Origin of the sequence: Pseudomonas sp. Root329 (genome assembly GCF_001424925.1) — a bacterium.
Classification (GTDB): Bacteria; Pseudomonadota; Gammaproteobacteria; order Pseudomonadales; family Pseudomonadaceae; genus Aquipseudomonas; species Aquipseudomonas arabinosi.
On record NZ_LMCV01000050.1, the window covers coordinates 46064 to 64736 of the forward strand.

Consider the following 18673-nt stretch of genomic DNA (forward strand, 5'->3'; position numbering starts at 1 on the left):
GATCGTTATGAAAGCAATAATTGCCGGTTTGACTCTGCTGCTATTAGGCGGTTGTGCGAGCAACGGTGCGACGCCCTGGAGCGCCCTGACCAATACGGCCAGTTGCGCCAAGCTGACCTCCGAGGAGCAGCTGTCGCTGAACCTCGCCGATGACATGGCCAATGACGGCAAACTGCACGCCAGCCTCGCCAACCTGCAAAGCCTGCCCGACAACCTGGCCGACGTGCGCCTGCGCAAGGCCAAGGTCTATCGACTGCTGGGCCGCAGCGAAGCCGAGCCGTTGTACCGCAGCCTGCTCGGCAGTTGCCTGGCCGCCGAAGCCGAACACGGCCTCGGCCAACTTGCCGCCGCCAAGGGCGACAACGGCCTGGCACAAGCCCACTTGCAACGGGCCGCACGGCTAGCACCGACCGACGAGAAAATCCGCAACGACCTCGGTGTGGTGTACCTCAACCAATTACGTGTCGAGGATGCGAGCTTTGAATTTCTGACGGCCATGGAACTCAAGCAAAGCGATCAACTGGCCGCGTTGAACCTGGTAACACTGCTGATCTACCAGGACGACTGGAGCCGCGCGGCCGAACTCGTCAGTCGTCTCGGCCTGAGTCCCGCCCAAGTCACCGAAGCCCAGGCCCGCGCGCAAAGACTCAAGACACCGAGCAAGTCCGGCCCGACCGCCGTAAACCAGGTCGCCGTCGCCACACCGACACTTCAATAGGGAGAGGCTTTTGATGAAACCGACCATCCTCTGCTGCATCGGCCTGCTGGCCCTGCCCCTCACCACTTACGCCATCGACCCCGGTCCCGCCTCGGCCCAACAACAGGAAACCGAAGGCTGGCTGCAACTGCAAAGAAGCAACAAGGCGGCGTCCCAGAAACCGCAAACCTCAACCGCGACCGAGCGCGAGCTGAGCATGCAGCGTTGGTTGAAAAGCTATCAGCATGAGATCCCGGAGTACTTTGATCAGTATGAGAGCGGGCAGGTGGACAGTGGGACGGGGGGGTAGTCTTGATCCGGGAACTGGACGCTTGGGGATAGCGTTTTTGGGCTGACTGCACACCAACAAAACCTAATGCGCAGTCACCCCCTGACGCAATCCAGAATGACTGGGTAACAAAGCCAGCGCCAACTGCGTCCGATTATGCATATGCGTCAACCGCAAAACCTGCGACACATAAAGCTTCACCGTGTTCTCGGTAATTCCCAACTCACAGGCAATCTGATAATTCGTCTGCCCCTTCCCCACCAACCGCGCCACCTCCAACTGCCTTGGCGACAGCTGACTGAAAATCGCCGGAATCTCAACCCGGCCCACAGCACTGACATCGTCATCTGGGGAAACCGACAACCGCGGCCCACGCCGAACCTTATCCAGATCCTGATACAGATCATCGATCGACTCGGCAAGATACTGCAGCTTCTGATCCAGATGCCCTAGCTGCAGACTCTTCTGCCGTTCCTGCAAAACCACTGCCTGACGCGCAATCCCTTCGAGCAACTCACCCAGATTAATCGGCTTCTGGTAGTAATCGGCAAACCCGGCCCGCAAGGCCTTGATCACATCCTGCTTGTCCGCACGCCCAGTGAGCATGATTGCTTCAAACACACGGTGCTTGCCGGATAACCGTTGCAGCTCCTGAACCAGTTGAATCCCGTCCAGACCGGGCATGTGCAAATCGCAAAGCACCAGGCTGATCGCTTCGTCTTCATTGAAACGCTCGACGGCCTGTTCGCCAGTCTCGCAAGAAACGCAACGGTAACCGCGGCCTTCAAGAAACCCACAGAGCTCTGCGGCAATCAACGGCTGGTCGTCGACCACAAGGATTTTTACTGCCGAAGATAGCTTGTTCACGTGCGACTCCCTGCAAGGTCAACGTTGACCATTCCTCTACGGCTGTACAACTTCTGAGTTGAAAGTAGACGTACTTTCCGACTCTGTACATAGAGCAGGCGACTAGTGAAACCAGGCGAGTGTGAGCAACAGGCCCACCAATACGAAGGGTGCAAAGGGCTGTTTCTTTGACATTCCAGGCCCCAGATATTGAAGACGATTTCTAAGCCCTTGGCCCATATGAAGCCAGACTCTTGGCGCCAGCAGCAGCCACAGCACACTGGCCAATCCGGCACCGATGAACACGCCGAGCAGGTGCATGCCGTCCGTCGCCAGGCCCAGGCCGGTCATTAGTTTCACATCGCCTGCGCCCAAGCGTCTCAGCGCATAACCGGGCAAGGTAAAGGCCAGCGCCAGCAAAAAAGCCCAGCCGCCCTGCACCGCCTCGGCCCCCAGCCAGGTAGTGCCCGTCCACAGGAGATACGCCAGCGCCAACACCCCTGCGCCAAGGGTCAGGCCATTGGCGATGTGCCGTTCTCGAGCATCCTGTGCTGCGCATAGCGTCAGCCAGATCAGTAATACAAAGCTCTGCATCCGGTAAAAAACGTCCGTTTTGGCTGAATGATTCTATGCTGATATCACGTTGTGAATATCAGGGTAGACGCAGTCATGAAAATAGGCCTCCCCCGTAAGCAAAAAGGCGCAGTAGCGATTGAATTCGCTTTGGTGTTTCTTATCTTTTTCGCCGTGTTTTATGGAATTGTCACTTACAGCTTGCCGCTGTTGCTGATGCAATCGTTCACCCAGTCGACCGCCGAAGCGGTGCGCCGAAGCGTGGCGCTGGATCCGAGCACCCCCGGGTACGACACCGCGGTAAAAACCATTGCCACGACAGAACTGAGCCGACAGCTGGCCTGGATTCCTGCCGCACTGAATTTCAATGTCGCCACCGACACCAGCGCCACCTACGTGGGCGGGGTGTTGAAGGTCAGCATCAGCTACCCCACCAGCAAATTGCAGCAGGTCATCCCGTTTCTGAACTTGCCGGGGATTGGCCAAGTGCCGAATCTGCCGGCAAACCTCACCGCCAGTTCGAGCCTGCAATTTTGAGTTCCGCAGACAAACTCTTCGGGCGCCTGCTCAACCGCCATCCGCCTCAGCCAGTGGACACGCCAGACACCCTGAGCGTGCAAAGTGTCGGTTTGCAGATGCACCTGGATGCCGAAGGTCGAGTGATTCACCTGACCGGCCCGCTGCGGCATGTGCTGGCCCAGCAGACGCCCGCGGCGCAAGCACCGCACCTGCTCGATTTCCTCATGCCTCACAGCGGCCTCGCCGTTGAAGGCTCGCCCGTCGACTGGCAGGGACAGAGTCTGGACCTGGACTTTTACAGCCTCAGCGGACAACCCCTGCACTTGCGTGGCTGGGTCCAGCCATTGGCCGATGCCTGGCTGTTGCAGTTGCTGGACATCGGTGACTTGTTGCTCGATCGCCGGCAATCACGCAGCCGCGAGCAATGCCAATTACTCGCAGCGCAGATCGGCGAACAGTTGCGCCGGTGCAACCTGACGCGCCTGCCCGAGGTGTTGGCGGAACAACTGCAAGGCCTGGCCCAGCGTTTCCACATGCCATGCATTGCGGTGGCGCTACTCGATGAACAGGAAGAAGGCTGGCAGATACACCAGCAATACACGGCCTTCGATGCGCCCCACCTGTGGCAAAACACTCAGCGCCTGGGCACCGGGCTCGACAGCCTGAACGGCTCTGCGCCGCAATGCCTGACGCCCGCTGAACACCCCCGTTTGCAAGGCATCTTCGGCAATGCCGAAGGGTTCGCGGTGCCCTATCACGATGCTCAGGGTGTGGTCGCCTGGTTGCTGTGTGGCCTTTATCCGGTGCAGCAACAGGCGCCCGACCTGAATGATCGCGACTGGTTACAACTGACCGCCGCGCTGGCAGGTCCGTTGCTTGAGCGCCTGCGCGAGCACCGGCACCAGCTGCAACTGGAACGGCTGGAGTCGCTGCAAGCTTTGCTCGGCACCGGATGGTGGGAGGTGTTCAGCGACAGTCGCGAGGTGCAATTGGCGCCGTCGCTGGCCAGTCACCTGAACCTTGCGATCGATCGTTTGCCGCTGCACGACTGGCTTGATCGGGTGCACCCCGCCGACCGGGAAGAGCTGAGCAGTCGTCTGCAAACCTTGCAAGACGACGGCACCCCGCTGCTGCTGTGCGTGCGTTTGGCACAAACGCCGAACTGGTATCGCCTGCAGGGCCAGGTTCTGGGCATCGGTAAAAGCCGGCGGTTGGTGGGCTTCATGCTCGACATCAGCGACATCAAAAACCAGGAGCAAAACGCCGCGGCAGCCCATGCCCGACTGGACAATCTGATCGCCAGCTCGCCGGCGGTGATCTACGTGCAACGCTATGTCGAAGGTGCGCTGCAACCGACGTTTTTCAGTGACAGCCTACTGCCGCTGCTCGGCTGGACACTGGCTGATTGCGCGACGGGGACCTTGGTTGAAAGGGTCCACCCGGAGGACCGCGATCGGTACTTCGAACGTACCCGACATTTGCTGCGTGAAGGTTCGGTGCGCGCCCGCTATCGGCTGCGCGACAGTCGTGGCGAATACCACTGGCTACTCGATGAAGCCAAGCTACTGCGCGACGACCTTGGCTTGCCGGTGGAAGCCGTCGGCCTGTGGCTGGACGTCACCGAAGCTACCCTGGCCGCCGAACAGGTGAAGCAGAGTGAAGAACGCTACCGGATCCTGGTGGAAGACTCTCCGGCGATGATCTGTCGCTACCGCCCGGACCTGACCCTGACCTTCGGCAACCGCCCGCTGGCGACTTACCTGGAGTGCCAGCCCGAGCAACTGCCCGGGGTGAATCTGGGCAGCTGGATGTCGCAGGAACAGCGCGAAGCGTTTCTCCAGCGGCTCAGCCGACTCAGCCCGGAATTCCCGGTCAGCACCGCGGAAATCAACCTGCAACTGCCGGGACGGGAACATGCCTGGTGGGTGTGGTCGGATCGCGGGGTGTTCGATGAACACGGCCATTTGCTGGAGATTCAGGCCGTGGGTCGCGACAACACCGAGGTCCGCCGCGCCCAGCAGCAGCTCACCCAAAGTGCAAAAATGGCCACCCTCGGTGAAATGGCCACAGGGCTGGCCCATGAAATCAATCAGCCGTTGAATGTGATGCGCATGGCCATCGTCAACGTACTCAAGCGTTTGAGCAACGGCGATGCGCAGATCGACTACCTGACCGACAAGCTCAACCGCATCGATGCACAGGTCCAGCGCGCCGCGCGGGTGGTGGATCATATGCGGGTATTTGGCCGCCGCTCGGAGATCGAGCAGCATCCGTTTAATCCGGCGCAAGCCATCGAAGGCACGCTGTCGCTGCTGGCCGAAGGGATGCGCGGCAAAGGGGTCGACCTGCGGGTCAACGAGACCGGGTTTGAAGTGCAAGTGCGCGGTTACGTCGATCAGCTCGAACAGGTGTTGATCAATCTGATGGTCAACGCGCGGGATGCGTTGCTCGGCAAACGCGAGGCCGACCGCGAGTTCAAACCGTGGATCTCGGTGTACGCCGAACGTGATGAGTATACGGTGCGACTGTGGGTCGAGGACAACGGCGGCGGTATCGATCCGCGGTTGCTGGAGCGGATTTTCGAGCCGTTCTTCACCACCAAACCCGTGGGCGTCGGCACCGGGCTCGGGTTGTCGGTGAGTTACGGCATCGTCGAGAACATGGGTGGAAAACTGAGCGTCAGAAACTCGGTCGAGGGCGCACGGTTTTGTATCGAACTGCCGATTGCCGCCGACGATCAGATCACCAGTGTCGCTCGTCCTGAGTGACAACTGAGGTTGGCGCCGACATCAACCTTGTTCAGATCGATCCCCAGGCTGAGCAGCAGGGTGTTGATCAAGGTGTCGAGTAACGGGCTGAGCACGCTGTTGATCGCGTTGACCAGCAATGTCGTGACAGTGCTGAGGATCGCTCCCAGACCACCGACCAGACTGCCCGTCGGGCCGTACATGTTGACCTTGATATTGGTCAGCGTGTCGGTAAGGCTGCTGACGATATTGCTGGTGGAATAGGAATAGTAGAACGGTGGCTGGTTGATCTCCGGCAGGCTGGTGGCCGGCGGTGCGGAATAAACGTGCGGCATGTTGGCGCTCTGCGCCACGGTGGTGTCGGCCATGATATCGATGCCACCGCCGACGCCTGGAATTCGCGGGTCGCAGGAGATGGGCAGGAACAGAATCCTCAGACAGGTTTTCACCCCGATATCGATCACCTTCAACGGCTGCACCACTACCGCCGGTGGCGTGGTGTTGCTACCGAAAGCGGTGGCTGGATCGATCTTGCCGATCTTCAGATTTACCAGCGAAGTGCTGGTGTTGGTGGTCAGGGTTTTGTTGGTGGTACTGACGCAACTGTAGGCAGTGACATAGCTGTTGGCGCTGGCAACGTCGAGCGCCACGTCGATACGTATCGGTGGCGGCAGCACGATGATGTCGGGAGTCTGACAGGGCACGAGCAAGGCACAGGTCAGTGAGTTGAGCACTCCCACCAGGTTGAGATTGAGCAAGGCGTTGAGTGTGTTGGTCAGCGGGCCTGCCAGATCAGCCGCCGCATTGATTAGCGCCACGATGGAATCGAGCACCGGCAAGTCGATCGACAGCAATGTACGCACCTGAGCGGTTTTCACATAGATCCGGTTGGGCCCCAACGGCGCGAGCGCGGCGCTTTTCGGATTGCCGATGGCCGAGAGCTGTGGCGGCTCCAGTATCTGCACCCGAGCGGTGATTTGCGCCAGCCCCGCGAGGTTGATCGGCAGGGTCGCCACCAGGCCGTTTTTCTTGTTGGCCAGTTGCACGACCGCTTCAATCAGGTCGAACACTTTCAGGTTGGTCCCCAGCGCCGTCACGGTGCTGCCCGCCTCGACGTGCAGCACGTTGCCGAGTACGACGGTGGTTGCACCTGCCGCTACCTTCAGCGCTTGAAGACTCGCAATGGTGGCGGTCGCGCCGAGTGTGCCGCCGGGGTCCAGTACATTGACGGCGGTCTGAATCAGCTGGCTGACGGCAATCGTATTGCCCAATACCTGGTTATACCCGGCAGCGCTGAGGTTAAGGTCGACCTTCAATCGATCGAGGTAACCGAGCAGGCTGATGTTGGTGTTCACCAATCCGTTCCAGCCCGCCGCGTTGATGTTCAGGTTACCCCCGAGCAAACCACCGAACAGCGCGTTGAGCGTGGCCGACTTGCTGGTGTCGACGCTCAACGTCGTGCTGCGCAGGGTCAGCGAAGCCTGCGGTGGCGGTAATGCGGCGACAGCGCTGGCCGTCAGGTTGATGGTTGCCGCGCGTGGAGCGCCACCGAACAAGGCGCCGATACCGCCGGCGAGGCTCTGCTGGACCGAATGGCTGGCGATCACCCGAATGGCTTCGCTCTTGCTCGGGTCGGCGCCAAATACTCGAAGGTTATTGGCATCCAGGGTCAAGGCGCCGCAAGCGACCAGCAGATTGTGATTGGGGTCAGGAAGGGTGAAGCCGTTACGGTTTGCGCTGGCGGTGGCATAGACGGTGGCGGTGTTGCCAGCGGAGCAATCACCCCCTCGGGTGGAAGCTTCAAGTGCGGCCATGTCCGCTACGCGCTGCAGGTCACGTTTTTTCAGGTACAAACGACCGCTGTCGACCACGACCAGCAAGAACATCAGGGCCATGCCCAATGTCAGCGCCGCCATCAAACCGATCGCCCCCCGTTGCCGGGACGGGCTGCGAAACTGCAAACGGGGAGACATCGCGCACTCCTTTGCCGGTGCACAGCCGAGGGTTACCTCCATGGGTGAACAGCAGTGTAGTTGGCGCTTTTCCGGGCTGCTCGCAGATCGCAAGCAAAAGATCGCAGCCTTCGGCAGCTCCTACAATTGGATTGATGTACCCCTGTAGGAGCTGCCGAAGGCTGCGATCTTTTGATCTTCCAGCTGTTTATTTGGGTGGGTAGTTGGCGAGAATTCGCCCGACCGTTTCGCGTATCGCCGTGCTGCGATCCGACGGGTTCGGTGTGCGGCTGAGTATCTGCTCGTCACTGCCGCGCCACACCAGTTTTCCGTCCTTGCCGTCGAGCAGGTCGATCTGGATGATTGCCACTTTGTAGCTGACGTTACGGGTTTCGTTGTACATCGGCCCACCCCAGTAGCCGTTCCATGGATTACCCCAAGCGCCGCCGTAGTTGGTGGTTACTTGTTGCTGGCGCTGCTCGACGATCAGATAGGTCTGCACGCTCAAATCGCCCTTTTGGCCACCCGCAGCCGGACGCAGGCCTCGCTGATCCAGCTGATCGGTCACCGATTGGCGGATGCGTTGCTCAGTCAGGTCACTCTTGATCCGTGGGTCATCGGGGCGATATTGCAGGGCGGGTTCTTTCCAGCTCCAGCTGCGATAGGTGGCGAAGTCGCGGCTGGCATCGAAGTCATGATTGACCTGGCTGCCGGCGCAGGCAGTGAGCAGCACGGCCACAGCCAGTAAAGCGAGACGGCGGAACATGATATTTCTCCGGTTGAAGACATGAACCTGCGCAATGCTTCTTAACGACAGAAGCTAACTAGGAGGATACGCCGACATCGCCTTTTCTACAGCCTCCCGTATGGCATCGGCACGCTCGCTCTGGCTGTCGCGATTGCTGGTTTCGGCGCTGGCACTCCACACCGGTTGACCGCTCTGGGCGTCAAACAAATCAACCCGCACCACCACGACCTGTTCCTGATAAGTCCGAACGATCGGCACGGTGTTGTACATGCCATAACCGCTGCCGTAGCGGTTGTAACCGCCATAACCGCCGCCGTAGTAACCATAGTCGTCCCGAACCTGACGCAGGCGGGTTTCCAGGTGCAGGTCGGCGCTGACAAACAGGTCGGCCGGGCGATTATCGTGCAGCGGGCGCAAGCCACGTTGATCAAGGGCATTGCTGACGGCTTCGGCGACCTGCGCCGAATCCGCCCAGGCGCTGCCCGGCGGCAGCTGCCCGTTGAGCCAGGCCCAGCTGCGATAGCGCCCGTAGTCGCGCGGCGGGGCCGGGTAGGCGCTGTGGTCAAAGGTGTTGGCCGCCTGAGGCGGCGCGGGTGGCAAGGGGTTGGATGACGCCACATAAGGGTTGCTGCCCTGGCACGCCGCCAACCCGAGACAGATCACCAATAACCCTGAACGACTGTTCATTTCGCGCTCCGATCAGACCGGCCGACAGATCCAGTGCAAGTAGCGCCCAAGCCCGGCAAAGCTTGGGTGACGACGGTGGGCCAGCTCCATTTCCAGCAAATCCACCAGTTCGGCGCGGGCCTGGAATTCCACTGGCATGTAATCGTGAAAAACCCGCACCCCGCTCTGGGTTTCGACCTGCCACATGCCCTCAAGTTGCGCCGCCAGTTCCCGTGGATCAAGGGGCTGCTGCGGGGTCAGGCTCTGTTTCTCGCCGGCCATGTCGTTCTTGCGCATCTTGCGAAAATGGCCTTTGAGCAGGTTGCGATAGATCAACGCATCGCGGTTGTAGAAGGCCAGGGACAACCAGCCATCTGGTTTGGTCAATTGATGCAGCACCGGCAGGATCGCATGCGGTTCGGCCAGCCATTCCAGCACGGCGTGGCACAGCACCAGGTCGTAGGGTTCGGTGAGTTGGCCGAGCAGATCCTGCCACGGCGCCTGAATGAACGTCGCTGTTTGCCCGGCGTCGGCAAAGCGCTGACGGGCGCCTTCGAGCATCGGCTCGGCGGGCTCGGCCAGCGTGACGTCATGGCCGCGCTGGGCCAGCCACAACGACATGTGGCCCAGACCCGCGCCGATGTCCAGTACGCGCAACGGTCGGTCCGGCAGGGTTTCGGCCAGGTCGGCCTGAAGCACCGCCAGACGGATCGCGCCTTTGGCACCGCCGTAGATTTTTTCGGCGAAGCGGGTCGCCAGTTGATCGAAATGACGGTCGCTCATCAGCTGAACCTCCGTTCGCTGTCCGCGAGTTTGCTGCGCACCACTTCATTCATGTCCAACCCCAACTCGCTGCACAGCAGCAGTAGATAGAGCACGATGTCACCGATTTCCTGCCCGGCATGGGCCAGTGTGTCCGCCGGCAACTGGCGCGACTGGTCTTCGCTCAGCCACTGGAAAATCTCCACCAGCTCGGACATTTCCACGCTCGCGGCCATGGCCAGGTTTTTCGGGCTGTGAAATTGCCGCCAGTCATTGCGGTCACGGATGGCGTGCAGGCGTTCGGTCAGTTCAACAAGGTTCATCGGGCTCTCCTGAAGGCGTATAGCTTCGGGGGGATAAGGAATGAAGGCAAGCGGCAAGCGCTGCAAAACCACTATGATTGGAGGGAACTCGGCACCCTGCTCGATAGCCCAAGGCTCAAGTCCGGCAACCACGCCACCACTTTCATCAAGGACGCTCACGACATGCAGGTAGAAAGTTTTTTCGAATGGCTCGGCCAGGTACTCGGTTCGGTTATCCGTTTCATCGTTGACGGCCTCAGTGGCTTGTTCAATCTGCTGAGCCACGCCGGCAGCAACTTTGTCGAAGGGCTGTCCCGTGCGCTGGGCATGGACGCGTCGATCATCAGCATCGTTGCGCTGATTTTGGGGTTGATGCTGTTGTGGTCGGCGATTCGGGCGTTCATGAATGCGTCGATCATCATGGGGATTATCTGGTTGCTGCTGGGGTTGTGGTTGTTGAGCTGGATAATCCACTAACACCACGGCCCCCTGTGGGAGCGAGCCTTCTCGCGAAAGCGGTTTGTCAGTCACATCATTGTCGGATGTGCTGCCGTCTTCGCGAGCAGGCTCGCTCCCACATGGGTTCTCTGATCGACATCTACCGCTACAATGCCCGCTCCCCCAAGGAGCCTGCATGTCCAACCTGATCGCCGACTGGCGCGACCGCCCTACCCATCGTCGAGTCTGGGCGCTCGCTGCGCCGATGATTCTCTCGAACATTTCCGTCCCGCTGGTGGCGCTGGTCGACAGTACCGTCATCGGCCACTTGCCCCATGCCCATCAGTTGGGCGCCGTCGCGGTCGGGGCCAGCCTGTATACCTTTCTCGCCTGGGCCATGGGTTTTCTGCGCATGGGCACCACCGGGTTCGCCGCACAGGCCGCCGGGCGTGGGGACGGCGCGGCATTGCGGCAGATCTTGCTGCAGGGTCTGTTGCTGGCCATGGGCCTGGCCATTGTCCTGGGAGCACTGGGTGTGCCGTTGAGTGGGGTCGCGCTGCACTTCATGCAGCCGTCGGCGGAGCTGGATCAACTGACCCGCGAATTTTTCCACACGCGCCTGTTCGGTCTGCCGGCGGCGCTGGCCAGTTATGCGCTGGTCGGCTGGTTCCTCGGCACTCAGAACGCCCGGGCGCCGTTGGCCATTCTGCTGAGCACCAACCTGGTGAATATCGCGCTGAACCTGTGGTTCGTTCTCGGGCTGGAGTGGGGTGTGGTCGGTGCCGCCCGAGCATCGGTGATCGCCGAGTGGACCGGCGCGCTGATCGGCCTGCTGATGACCCGCAACGCCCTGCGCGCCTATCCCGGCCACATCGCCTGGGCAGCGCTGGCGCTGTGGCAGAGTTGGCGACCGCTATTGGCGGTCAACCGCGACATTTTCATCCGCAGCCTGGCGCTGCAATCGGTGTTTTTCCTGATCACCGTGCAAGGCGCGCGACTGGGTGATGCCACCGTCGCCGCCAACGCGCTGCTGCTCAATGGTTTGCTGCTGACCGCCCATGCGCTGGACGGCCTGGCCCACGCCGTGGAAGCCCTTTGCGGGCATGCCATCGGCGCTCGCGATCGAGAGGCCCTGCGCCGCTCATTGGTGGTGGCCTGCGGTTGGTCGTTGCTGGCGAGTCTGGGCTTTGCCGTGCTGTTCCTGTTCGCCGGGCATCTGTTTATCGAGATGCAGACCAACATTCAGAGCGTGCGCGACACGGCGTTCATCTACCTGCCCTACCTCGCCGCGCTGCCGCTGATCGCGGTCTGGAGCTACCTGCTCGACGGGTTGTTTATCGGCGCCACCCGTGCCCGGGAAATGCGCAACGGCATGCTGCTGACGGTGGTTTTGTTGCTGCCGTTCGCCTGGGCGCTGCAAGGTTTTGGCAACCATGGACTGTGGATAACCTTTCTATTGTTCATGTTGCTGCGCAGCCTGACCCTCGGCGCGTTTGCCTGGTACCTGCACAAAAGCGACGGCTGGTTCGCAGGCAAAGCTCACTGAGTCGGCGTGGCTTTGACGAAGGCCGTGACCACATCCAGCACCGGAGCCAAACCGCGCAGGGGCCGGGACAGCGTCGCCACCAGCGTGGCGTGGCCGGTGCGCGAGAAATACAGGTCCTGCACCGGCACGCCCGCCTCGCGCAGTTTGCGCGCCAGACCACCGGTGTTGCGGGCCGGGTTGACCAGCTCATCGTCGCTCGCCGCGATCAACAAGGCCGGTGGCGCGCCGCGACTGACATGATTGATCGGCTGCGACCGGGGTGGTGAGTCCGGCCAGAAAAACACCGGGCGCACCTGCGGATTCTTGACCGGCAGAAAATCATAAGGCCCGGCCAGACCGATCCAGCCGCTGAGGTTGTGCGGCGACAGGCCCACCGCCCCCAGTAACCCGGGATCCAGCGCCAGCATCGCGACGTTGTAGGCCCCGGAACTGTGGCCCATCAGGTACAACCGTTGCGGGTTCCCGCCATACTGCCGAATGTGTTCATGGGTCCAGGCCACAGCCCGGGCGCCATCTTCAAGGAACAGCGGGTAACGCACCTGTGGATACAACCGATAGTCCGCCAGCACCGCAATAATTCCCCGGGACGCCAGGGCCTCGCCGACAAAAGCGTAATCGCTGCGTAAACCGCTGTTCCAGCTACCGCCGTAGAAAAACACCACCACCGGGGCGTTTTTCATGGGAGGGCGCGGCACATACACATCGAGCTTTTGCCGCGGATCAGCGCCATAGGCAATGCCCTCGGTCTTGTCGCAGGTTGCGTCGGGGGTCAGCGCATTGAGCAACTTCAGCGGCGAGCACGCCGTCATCACAGCCAGCATTACGCCGCCGATTATCAGGCTGAACAACCGCCGTGTGGTGCTCGCCATCGATGTTGAACCTCGTGTTCAGGGCTGATCGTTCTGCCACCGGTTGCGCAGGCTATCGAGACGCTCCTGCTGGGTGAGTCCCGGCAATGCGTGCCCAGTCAAAGCGCCGGGGTACTGCAAGCGTAGCCATAACCAGTCATCGAGTACCGGGCGCTCGGTAAAATCCAGCGCCAGCCCTTCCTGCACGTGGGACCACAGCGTGTTGTAGTCAGTCCCGGTGGACCGACTCCAGTGCCAGGCATGTTGCTCCAGCAGGCAGGTTTGCAGTTTTTCCTGCTGACGAGGACTGAGGTTTTCTTCAACCGCCAAAGGGCTGACGGCAAGCCCCGGATTGACCAACTGCTGCCAGCCCTGACTGCCGATCGCATGGTCGGCCCACGTCCCGCCGAACCAGCGCAAATGGCTGATAGGACCCAGCCAGCGACTCAGCTCCTGCGCATCGCAGGCATCGAACAAGTAACTGGCCGTTTGCGGGTTGTAGTAACTCAACAAGGCTCGATGATGCAGGCCGAACGTGACCGTGAGCATGCGGCGCAAATGCTCCAGCAACTGCGACGACGACACCTCGCTGGCCATCAGCAAGCCACGCCAGAGGGGCACTTCGCTGTGGCACAACCCGGCCAGCGCTGGGCATGTCCGAAGGTCGATCAGGGCCGGGCCGTGTTCACGCAACGCATGCCACTCAGTGCCTTCGAACAACCAGAACCACCGGGCATGCGCAAATTGCTGTTGCAGCATCGCCCCCGCCTGTGGCGCACCCGGCACATCCAGCAATAGCCATTGCGGGGTCGCGACGATCATGCCGAACCGCTCTGGCCAAACCGCTTCGCCGCCCGGCAGGTGCAGAGGGCCTGCGTGCAATGGTTGAAACTGCCGCCACCGGGCAGCAGACATAACAACATCAATGGCTCGCTCGATCGCAGAAGCTCCAGCAAGCCCTCGACATCATCTGTCGCGGATGTGCGCGGCGGGCCGACCTCCTCAGCCTCTTCAACGGACGAAGGAACGTGAAGAAACCCGGTAATCAGCGGCTGATCCGGATCCCCCTCGATAAAGCTCACCACCACCTCGGCCCCCTCACTCAACTGCGTGACTGCCGCGTCGCCCAGTTCAGCGGCCACCGGCAGCCAACTGTGGCTGGGCACCGCGCCCTCGCCCTGATAGAGCCAGTCAAATTGCACGGCAACCGGTCTGGACGGATCGGGGCATGACTCATCAATGTTGACCACCCAGGCCCGTTGCAGGCTGTGCATCCTGGGTTTCACTGCGCAATGAGGCGCTACAAAAGGCACCTGCCAGTGAATCGCGCGGATCTGGTTGCTGTAGGACGCCGTTAAATCCTGGCTGCCCTGATGCTCGATATGGGTCAGCAGCCAGAGATGATTCCAGTCAGCGATCGGATGACCGGACAGCGGCATCAACTGACCGCTGCGCAGCGCCGTCAGGTCCGTGCGACCTTCGGCAATCTGCGCGGTTCGTTGCCCCTCTCGGGCTGCATCAGCGCAACCCTGAACCTTGAACTGACGCACCGCCGACTGCTCGCTCTCGACCTGGAAGGCCGCGCTCTCACCGAAACGAAAGTGCCCCTGACCATCACCGAAAACCACGCAATGCCCGAGCGCGCAGTGTTCGAAATGGAAATGAAGCCGTTCCTGGGCACACAGTCGCTGGATAAATTGCAGATCCGATTCCTGATACTGCGTACAGAAATCACGGGGCGGGTATTCGCGACCCAACTCAAAGCGCCGATTCTTGCCGACAATACCGTGCTCCTTGAGCACCTGACTGAGGATTTGCGGCACCGAGCGCGCGCTGAAAATTCGCTGACTAAAGCGCAGGGAAAGGCACGCCAGCTTCGGCCCCAGACGTACGCGGCAGAGCCTGACAGCCAAGTCATGGTCACGTTGGACGAGTTCATGCAATTGTCCGTGAAAGCCATTTCCCGCAGGCCCGACATGCAAAAAGGCCGAACGGTACAGCAGGCTTGCAAGGTCGAGTGTCGGGTCATCGATCAGCAGATCCACGTCGAACACAAAAGGCTCGCTGATGGCTTCTCTACCGGTAAACGCCAAGACCTCAAAGGGGTCGGGCAGACCCTCTACATCCAGACGAAATGACGGCTCGTTGACTGGATCGAACATCGGCGATTCTCTACAGGAGGGGCGGTCGGGGATTCTCTCCGAGAGAGTTGGCCGAGTAGAGTGCCGAAGTACAACTTAGGAAATGACCTACGCGAAAAGAAGACCACATCACTTGGATGACCAAGAATGTAAGTCATTTCGCTTGAAATCAGAGAGGCATCCCACCAAGCCATCTGAAATTTCCGCAGCGTGCGGAACATTTTCAGACAACCTGATGAGAGCGGTGCCTTACCTCAAGAAGACAGGTAAGAGGAACGGGTCAGACCCAGACGCAGCGCGTCGAGGAACTGGGTACGCTCGGCGGCGGTGATGCGGGCACTGGCGCATTTGTCGCGGTAGTGGGTCATCAACTCTTCCGGCGACAAGTGCACGTAACGCAGCATGTCTTCGATAGTGTCGTGGGTTTCGATACCCGCGTGGTACACACTGCCGTCAGCGTTCTGGTAGATGTTCACCGAGTCGGTGTCACCGAACAGGTTGTGCATGTCGCCGAGAATTTCCTGGTAGGCGCCGACCAGGAAGATACCCAGCAAGTAGTCTTCACCGTCGTTCAAACCGTGAACCGGCAGGCTGGTTTCAATGCTCTGCTCGTCGACGTATTGCTTGATCTTGCCGTCGGAATCGCAGGTCAGATCTTGCAGCACGGCACGGCGCAGCGGCTCTTCGTCGAGACGGTGCAGCGGCAGGATCGGCAACACCTGGCCGATGGCCCAAGTGTCCGGCAGGCTCTGGAATACCGAGAAATTGCAGATGTACTTGTCGGCCAGTTTGTCGTTGAGTTCGTCGAGCACCTGACGGTGCGAACGCTGACGAGCCTTCAACGAGTTGTGCAGGCGACGGCACACGGCGAAGTAGCATTGCTCGGCCAGGGCTTTCTCGGCCAGGGTCAACTTGCCATCGGCGTACTGGGTCGCGATGTCGCTCATGTAGTGAGTGGCGCGCCAGTAGGTTTCGGTGACCATCTCGATGTCGGTCGGGCCCAGCAGGTCAACCAGCCACTGCACGGTTTCCGGCAGTTCTTCCTTGTTGTCGATCTGCGGCACGTCGTCGTTGTGTTTCTCGACGTCGGTCACTTGCACCACCAGCATGGCGTGGTGAGCGGTCAGGGAGCGGCCGCTTTCGGAGAAGATGTTCGGGTGCGGCAGGTTCTGCGCGTCGCAGAATTCCTTGAGCATCCCGACCACAACACCGGCGTAATCGTCCATGTCGTAGTTGATCGAGCTGGCGTTACGCGAGTGCGTACCGTCGTAGTCCACGCCCAAACCGCCGCCGACGTCGATGTGGTCCACCGGCAGGCCGAGGTTGCGCAGTTCGCCGTAGTAACGAATCGCTTCCTTGAAGCCGTGCTGGTAGTCCGCCAGGTTGGCGATCTGCGAGCCCATGTGGAAGTGCAACAGGCGAATGCCCTGATCCAGGCCAGCCGCGCGGAAACGCTCGACCACCGACAGCAGTTGCGCCGCCGACAGACCGAACTTGGATTTCTCGCCACCGGTGTCGGCCCACTTGCTCGACGCCAGGGACGACAGGCGCACGCGCAGGCCAACCTGAGGTTTGACCTTGAGCGAGGCGGCTTCTTCGATCACCAACCCGACTTCGGATTCTTTCTCGATCACGATGAACACGTTGTGGCCGAGCTTCTGGCCCATCAGCGCCAGACGAATGAACTCGCGATCCTTGTAGCCGTTGCAGACGATGGTGCCGCCCTTCGGCGCCAGGGCCAGCACGGCCAGCAGCTCAGGCTTGGAGCCGGCTTCAAGACCAATGGACACGTCTTGGGTGGCAATGATGTTCTCGATCACCGCTTCTTGCTGGTTAACCTTGATCGGGTACAGCGCGGTGTACTTGCTCTGGTATTCCAGACGCTCGATGTTGGCGTCGAACGCGCCGGTCAGCTGACGCACGCGATCTTGCAGAATGTCAGGGAAACGCACCAGCAACGGCAAGGACAGGCCGCTTTTACGCAGCTGGTCGACTTGCTCGAACAGGTCGATAGGCGAACTGGTCGGACCGTTCGGACGAACTTCGACGCGACCGGCGTCATTGATCGCGAAGTACCCGGCCCCCCAATGGCGAATCCCGTAAACACTGCGGCTGTCCGCAACTGTCCATTGGCTGCCATCGTCTTTGCGTGTGCGTCGTACGGACATTGAAGTCCCCTATAAAGAAGTCATAGAGCGTCGCCTGGGTTCAGGCCGGCGCAGTCTAAAGAATGAAAATGACGGTTCGTCAACGAGGGGATAGACCTCGCTGACCGCAGTGAGTTTAGAAACCGGTCAGAACAGGCTCTGTGAAAACCATGTAGACGACGCCAGACCTGAATCGGATCAGGGCTGGATCAAGCCGAGGGTGGTTTTCACAGAGACTGCTAGCCGCCGGACTTCTTCGCTTTGAAACCGTGTTTGATCAGCTCGGCCAAGAGTAGCTCGACATGATCGCCCTGGATTTCAATGATTCCGTCTTTCAACGCACCACCGGTCCCGCAACGTTTCTTCAACGTGGTCGCCAGGTCCTTGAGCGCGTCTTCGGCCAACGGCACGCCGGTGATGGTGGTCACCGTCTTGCCGCCACGGCCCTTGCTTTCGCGACGCACGCGAGCGATGCCGTCGCCGGCCGGGATAACGGTCTGTTTGCAGATGCAGGCATCCACCGGTTGACTGCAATCCGGGCAATGACGACCTGCGTCGGTGGAAAATACCAGGCCACCAAGGGCGGCGAAGGATGCGGCTTTTTTGGCCACCGGCAATCCTCTTGGGAGGACAAAGACTGGTCGCAGCACTTGGGCAAGGCTATCGACCGCGAAGCCCCACTCAGGCAGGGGCAGCGCTACTGAAACGGTACAACCCGTGTAGGAGCTGACGAGTGCAACGAGGCTGCGATCTTTTGATTTTGACTCAAAAGCAAAGTCAAAAGATCGCAGCCTGCGGCAGCTCCTACAAAAAGCAATGCCGGTTCAGCTTGAAAAGGTCGCGCAGTGTAACGGCAAAAAGCCGACTTGCTAAGAGCCAATCGGCGCCAATTTATGCCTCTTTTGCGACGTCCGACCCACGGGCCCGAAGATACCGCTTCAATGCGGCCAGAGAGTCCGGGCAATAAGGCTTTTGCTGGATTTCCAGCAGGACCTGATCGACGGGGATAAAGCGCGCTTCAAGGACTTCTTCGGGTTGCAGGATCAACGGACCGTCCCACACCGCCGAAAACGCCGAACACCAGAGCCGATTGCCGGTGTCTTCGAAGAAAAAATGATCATGGGCGGTCAGTTCCACGCCGCTCACACCCAGCTCTTCCTCCAGTTCGCGGGCCGCCGATTCGGCGTAGGTTTCGGTCGCGAGCACCATGCCCCCCGCCGCCACGTCCCAGAAACCTGGATAAATGGCTTTGCTCAGCGTGCGTCGATGCACGCAGAGTTCACCGGCGGAATTGAACAGCATGATGTAAGTGCCGCGCCCGATCAGCCCGCGTTCACGCAGGTCGGAGCGGACCAGGGCGCCGAGCAGGTTGTCCTGCTCGTCAACCCAGGCGATCTGTTCGGCATCCGAGGCCGCGCGGTGCGCGACCTCTCTGGCGCTATCGACCATGAC

At 60.5% G+C, this 18673-nt stretch carries 19 protein-coding genes; 6 read left to right on the forward strand and 13 right to left on the reverse strand.

Going from position 1 to position 18673, the window contains the following annotated elements:
* Window positions 1-7: 7 nt before the first annotated feature.
* Window positions 8-718 (forward strand): hypothetical protein, encoded by a 711-nt coding sequence (locus tag ASC74_RS28870; protein WP_056746185.1) that lies wholly within the window; start codon window positions 8-10, stop codon window positions 716-718.
* Window positions 719-731: 13 nt separating this feature from the next.
* Window positions 732-1007 (forward strand): DUF3613 domain-containing protein, encoded by a 276-nt coding sequence (locus tag ASC74_RS28875; RefSeq protein ID WP_056746187.1) that lies wholly within the window; start codon window positions 732-734, stop codon window positions 1005-1007.
* 63 nt (window positions 1008-1070) lie between these two features.
* On the opposite strand, the gene ASC74_RS28880 is transcribed toward ASC74_RS28875, so the two are convergent.
* Together ASC74_RS28880 and ASC74_RS28885 are read right to left on the reverse strand one after the other, a co-directional pair.
* The gene (locus tag ASC74_RS28880) at window positions 1071-1853 is read right to left on the reverse strand and encodes a response regulator transcription factor (protein WP_056746189.1); all 783 of its coding nucleotides are present in this window, start codon (window positions 1851-1853) and stop codon (window positions 1071-1073) included.
* A gap of 102 nt (window positions 1854-1955) precedes the next feature.
* Entirely contained in the window at window positions 1956-2426 is a 471-nt protein-coding gene (locus ASC74_RS28885; protein WP_046044738.1) for a prepilin peptidase, read from the reverse strand.
* A 75-nt stretch (window positions 2427-2501) separates the two neighbouring features.
* Here ASC74_RS28885 and ASC74_RS28890 point away from each other — a divergent pair, with 75 nt between their 5' ends.
* Together ASC74_RS28890 and ASC74_RS28895 are read left to right on the forward strand one after the other, a co-directional pair.
* Window positions 2502-2942: a TadE/TadG family type IV pilus assembly protein gene (locus ASC74_RS28890; RefSeq protein WP_056746190.1), complete on the forward strand. Its 441-nt coding sequence runs from the start codon at window positions 2502-2504 to the stop codon at window positions 2940-2942.
* Window positions 2939-5692, forward strand: a complete 2754-nt coding sequence (locus tag ASC74_RS28895; RefSeq protein WP_056746192.1) for a PAS domain-containing sensor histidine kinase — start codon at window positions 2939-2941, stop codon at window positions 5690-5692. The genes ASC74_RS28890 and ASC74_RS28895 overlap by 4 nt, the downstream gene beginning before the upstream one ends.
* Here the strand turns inward: ASC74_RS28895 and ASC74_RS28900 are convergent.
* From ASC74_RS28900 to ASC74_RS28920, 5 genes are all read right to left on the reverse strand, one after another.
* Window positions 5662-7644 (reverse strand): pilus assembly protein TadG-related protein, encoded by a 1983-nt coding sequence (locus tag ASC74_RS28900; protein ID WP_056746194.1) that lies wholly within the window; start codon window positions 7642-7644, stop codon window positions 5662-5664. The two genes, ASC74_RS28895 and ASC74_RS28900, sit on opposite strands and share 31 nt — an antisense overlap.
* Window positions 7645-7831: 187 nt before the next feature.
* Window positions 7832-8389, reverse strand: a complete 558-nt coding sequence (locus ASC74_RS28905; protein WP_056746195.1) for a DUF4136 domain-containing protein — start codon at window positions 8387-8389, stop codon at window positions 7832-7834.
* Between the two features lie 54 nt (window positions 8390-8443).
* Window positions 8444-9058 carry a DUF4136 domain-containing protein gene (locus ASC74_RS28910; RefSeq protein WP_056746198.1) on the reverse strand — a complete coding sequence of 205 codons (615 nt, stop codon included), beginning with the start codon at window positions 9056-9058 and terminating at the stop codon, window positions 8444-8446.
* Window positions 9059-9070: 12 nt separating this feature from the next.
* Entirely contained in the window at window positions 9071-9820 is a 750-nt protein-coding gene (locus tag ASC74_RS28915) for a methyltransferase domain-containing protein (RefSeq protein ID WP_056746201.1), read from the reverse strand.
* Window positions 9820-10122 (reverse strand): MazG-like family protein, encoded by a 303-nt coding sequence (locus tag ASC74_RS28920; protein WP_050681964.1) that lies wholly within the window; start codon window positions 10120-10122, stop codon window positions 9820-9822. Before ASC74_RS28920 ends, ASC74_RS28915 begins: the two co-directional genes overlap by 1 nt.
* 162 nt (window positions 10123-10284) lie before the next feature.
* On the opposite strand from ASC74_RS28920, the gene ASC74_RS28925 reads away from it, so the two are divergent.
* The gene (locus ASC74_RS28925; RefSeq protein WP_046044745.1) at window positions 10285-10578 is read left to right on the forward strand and encodes a hypothetical protein; all 294 of its coding nucleotides are present in this window, start codon (window positions 10285-10287) and stop codon (window positions 10576-10578) included.
* Between the two features lie 157 nt (window positions 10579-10735).
* Complete coding sequence (locus ASC74_RS28930; RefSeq protein ID WP_056746203.1) at window positions 10736-12085, forward strand: MATE family efflux transporter; 1350 nt, start codon at window positions 10736-10738, stop codon at window positions 12083-12085.
* Here the strand turns inward: ASC74_RS28930 and ASC74_RS28935 are convergent.
* The 6 genes from ASC74_RS28935 to ASC74_RS28960 all read right to left on the reverse strand — a co-directional run bounded on the left by ASC74_RS28935 (window position 12079) and on the right by ASC74_RS28960 (window position 18670).
* Window positions 12079-12954 carry an alpha/beta hydrolase gene (locus tag ASC74_RS28935; protein WP_056746205.1) on the reverse strand — a complete coding sequence of 292 codons (876 nt, stop codon included), beginning with the start codon at window positions 12952-12954 and terminating at the stop codon, window positions 12079-12081. The two genes, ASC74_RS28930 and ASC74_RS28935, sit on opposite strands and share 7 nt — an antisense overlap.
* A gap of 18 nt (window positions 12955-12972) precedes the next feature.
* On the reverse strand, window positions 12973-13755 hold the full coding sequence (locus ASC74_RS28940) for a DUF4123 domain-containing protein (RefSeq protein ID WP_056746207.1): 783 nt from the start codon (window positions 13753-13755) through the stop codon (window positions 12973-12975).
* Entirely contained in the window at window positions 13752-15095 is a 1344-nt protein-coding gene (locus ASC74_RS28945; RefSeq protein WP_056746209.1) for a contractile injection system protein, VgrG/Pvc8 family, read from the reverse strand. The genes ASC74_RS28940 and ASC74_RS28945 overlap by 4 nt, the downstream gene beginning before the upstream one ends.
* A gap of 233 nt (window positions 15096-15328) precedes the next feature.
* Window positions 15329-17242 carry an arginine decarboxylase gene (speA, locus tag ASC74_RS28950; RefSeq protein ID WP_008153741.1) on the reverse strand — a complete coding sequence of 638 codons (1914 nt, stop codon included), beginning with the start codon at window positions 17240-17242 and terminating at the stop codon, window positions 15329-15331.
* Between the two features lie 218 nt (window positions 17243-17460).
* Entirely contained in the window at window positions 17461-17832 is a 372-nt protein-coding gene (locus ASC74_RS28955) for a translation initiation factor Sui1 (protein WP_007907444.1), read from the reverse strand.
* 280 nt (window positions 17833-18112) lie between these two features.
* The gene (locus ASC74_RS28960) at window positions 18113-18670 is read right to left on the reverse strand and encodes an NUDIX hydrolase (RefSeq protein ID WP_008153742.1); all 558 of its coding nucleotides are present in this window, start codon (window positions 18668-18670) and stop codon (window positions 18113-18115) included.
* Between the last annotated feature and the right edge of the window lie 3 nt (window positions 18671-18673).

Bases quoted from the DNA above. Each gene is read 5' to 3' on its own strand.
- ASC74_RS28870 (WP_056746185.1), top strand. From the start codon at position 8: ATGAAAGCAATAATTGCCGGTTTGACTCTGCTGCTATTAGGCGGTTGT.
- ASC74_RS28875 (WP_056746187.1), top strand. From the start codon at position 732: ATGAAACCGACCATCCTCTGCTGCATCGGCCTGCTGGCCCTGCCCCTC.
- ASC74_RS28885 (WP_046044738.1), bottom strand. From the start codon at position 2,426: ATGCAGAGCTTTGTATTACTGATCTGGCTGACGCTATGCGCAGCACAG.
- ASC74_RS28890 (WP_056746190.1), top strand. From the start codon at position 2,502: ATGAAAATAGGCCTCCCCCGTAAGCAAAAAGGCGCAGTAGCGATTGAA.
- ASC74_RS28900 (WP_056746194.1), bottom strand. From the start codon at position 7,644: ATGTCTCCCCGTTTGCAGTTTCGCAGCCCGTCCCGGCAACGGGGGGCG.
- ASC74_RS28905 (WP_056746195.1), bottom strand. From the start codon at position 8,389: ATGTTCCGCCGTCTCGCTTTACTGGCTGTGGCCGTGCTGCTCACTGCC.
- ASC74_RS28910 (WP_056746198.1), bottom strand. From the start codon at position 9,058: ATGAACAGTCGTTCAGGGTTATTGGTGATCTGTCTCGGGTTGGCGGCG.
- ASC74_RS28915 (WP_056746201.1), bottom strand. From the start codon at position 9,820: ATGAGCGACCGTCATTTCGATCAACTGGCGACCCGCTTCGCCGAAAAA.
- ASC74_RS28920 (WP_050681964.1), bottom strand. From the start codon at position 10,122: ATGAACCTTGTTGAACTGACCGAACGCCTGCACGCCATCCGTGACCGC.
- ASC74_RS28925 (WP_046044745.1), top strand. From the start codon at position 10,285: ATGCAGGTAGAAAGTTTTTTCGAATGGCTCGGCCAGGTACTCGGTTCG.
- ASC74_RS28930 (WP_056746203.1), top strand. From the start codon at position 10,736: ATGTCCAACCTGATCGCCGACTGGCGCGACCGCCCTACCCATCGTCGA.
- ASC74_RS28935 (WP_056746205.1), bottom strand. From the start codon at position 12,954: ATGGCGAGCACCACACGGCGGTTGTTCAGCCTGATAATCGGCGGCGTA.
- ASC74_RS28940 (WP_056746207.1), bottom strand. From the start codon at position 13,755: ATGATCGTCGCGACCCCGCAATGGCTATTGCTGGATGTGCCGGGTGCG.
- ASC74_RS28945 (WP_056746209.1), bottom strand. From the start codon at position 15,095: ATGTTCGATCCAGTCAACGAGCCGTCATTTCGTCTGGATGTAGAGGGT.
- speA (WP_008153741.1), bottom strand. From the start codon at position 17,242: ATGTCCGTACGACGCACACGCAAAGACGATGGCAGCCAATGGACAGTT.
- ASC74_RS28960 (WP_008153742.1), bottom strand. From the start codon at position 18,670: ATGGTCGATAGCGCCAGAGAGGTCGCGCACCGCGCGGCCTCGGATGCC.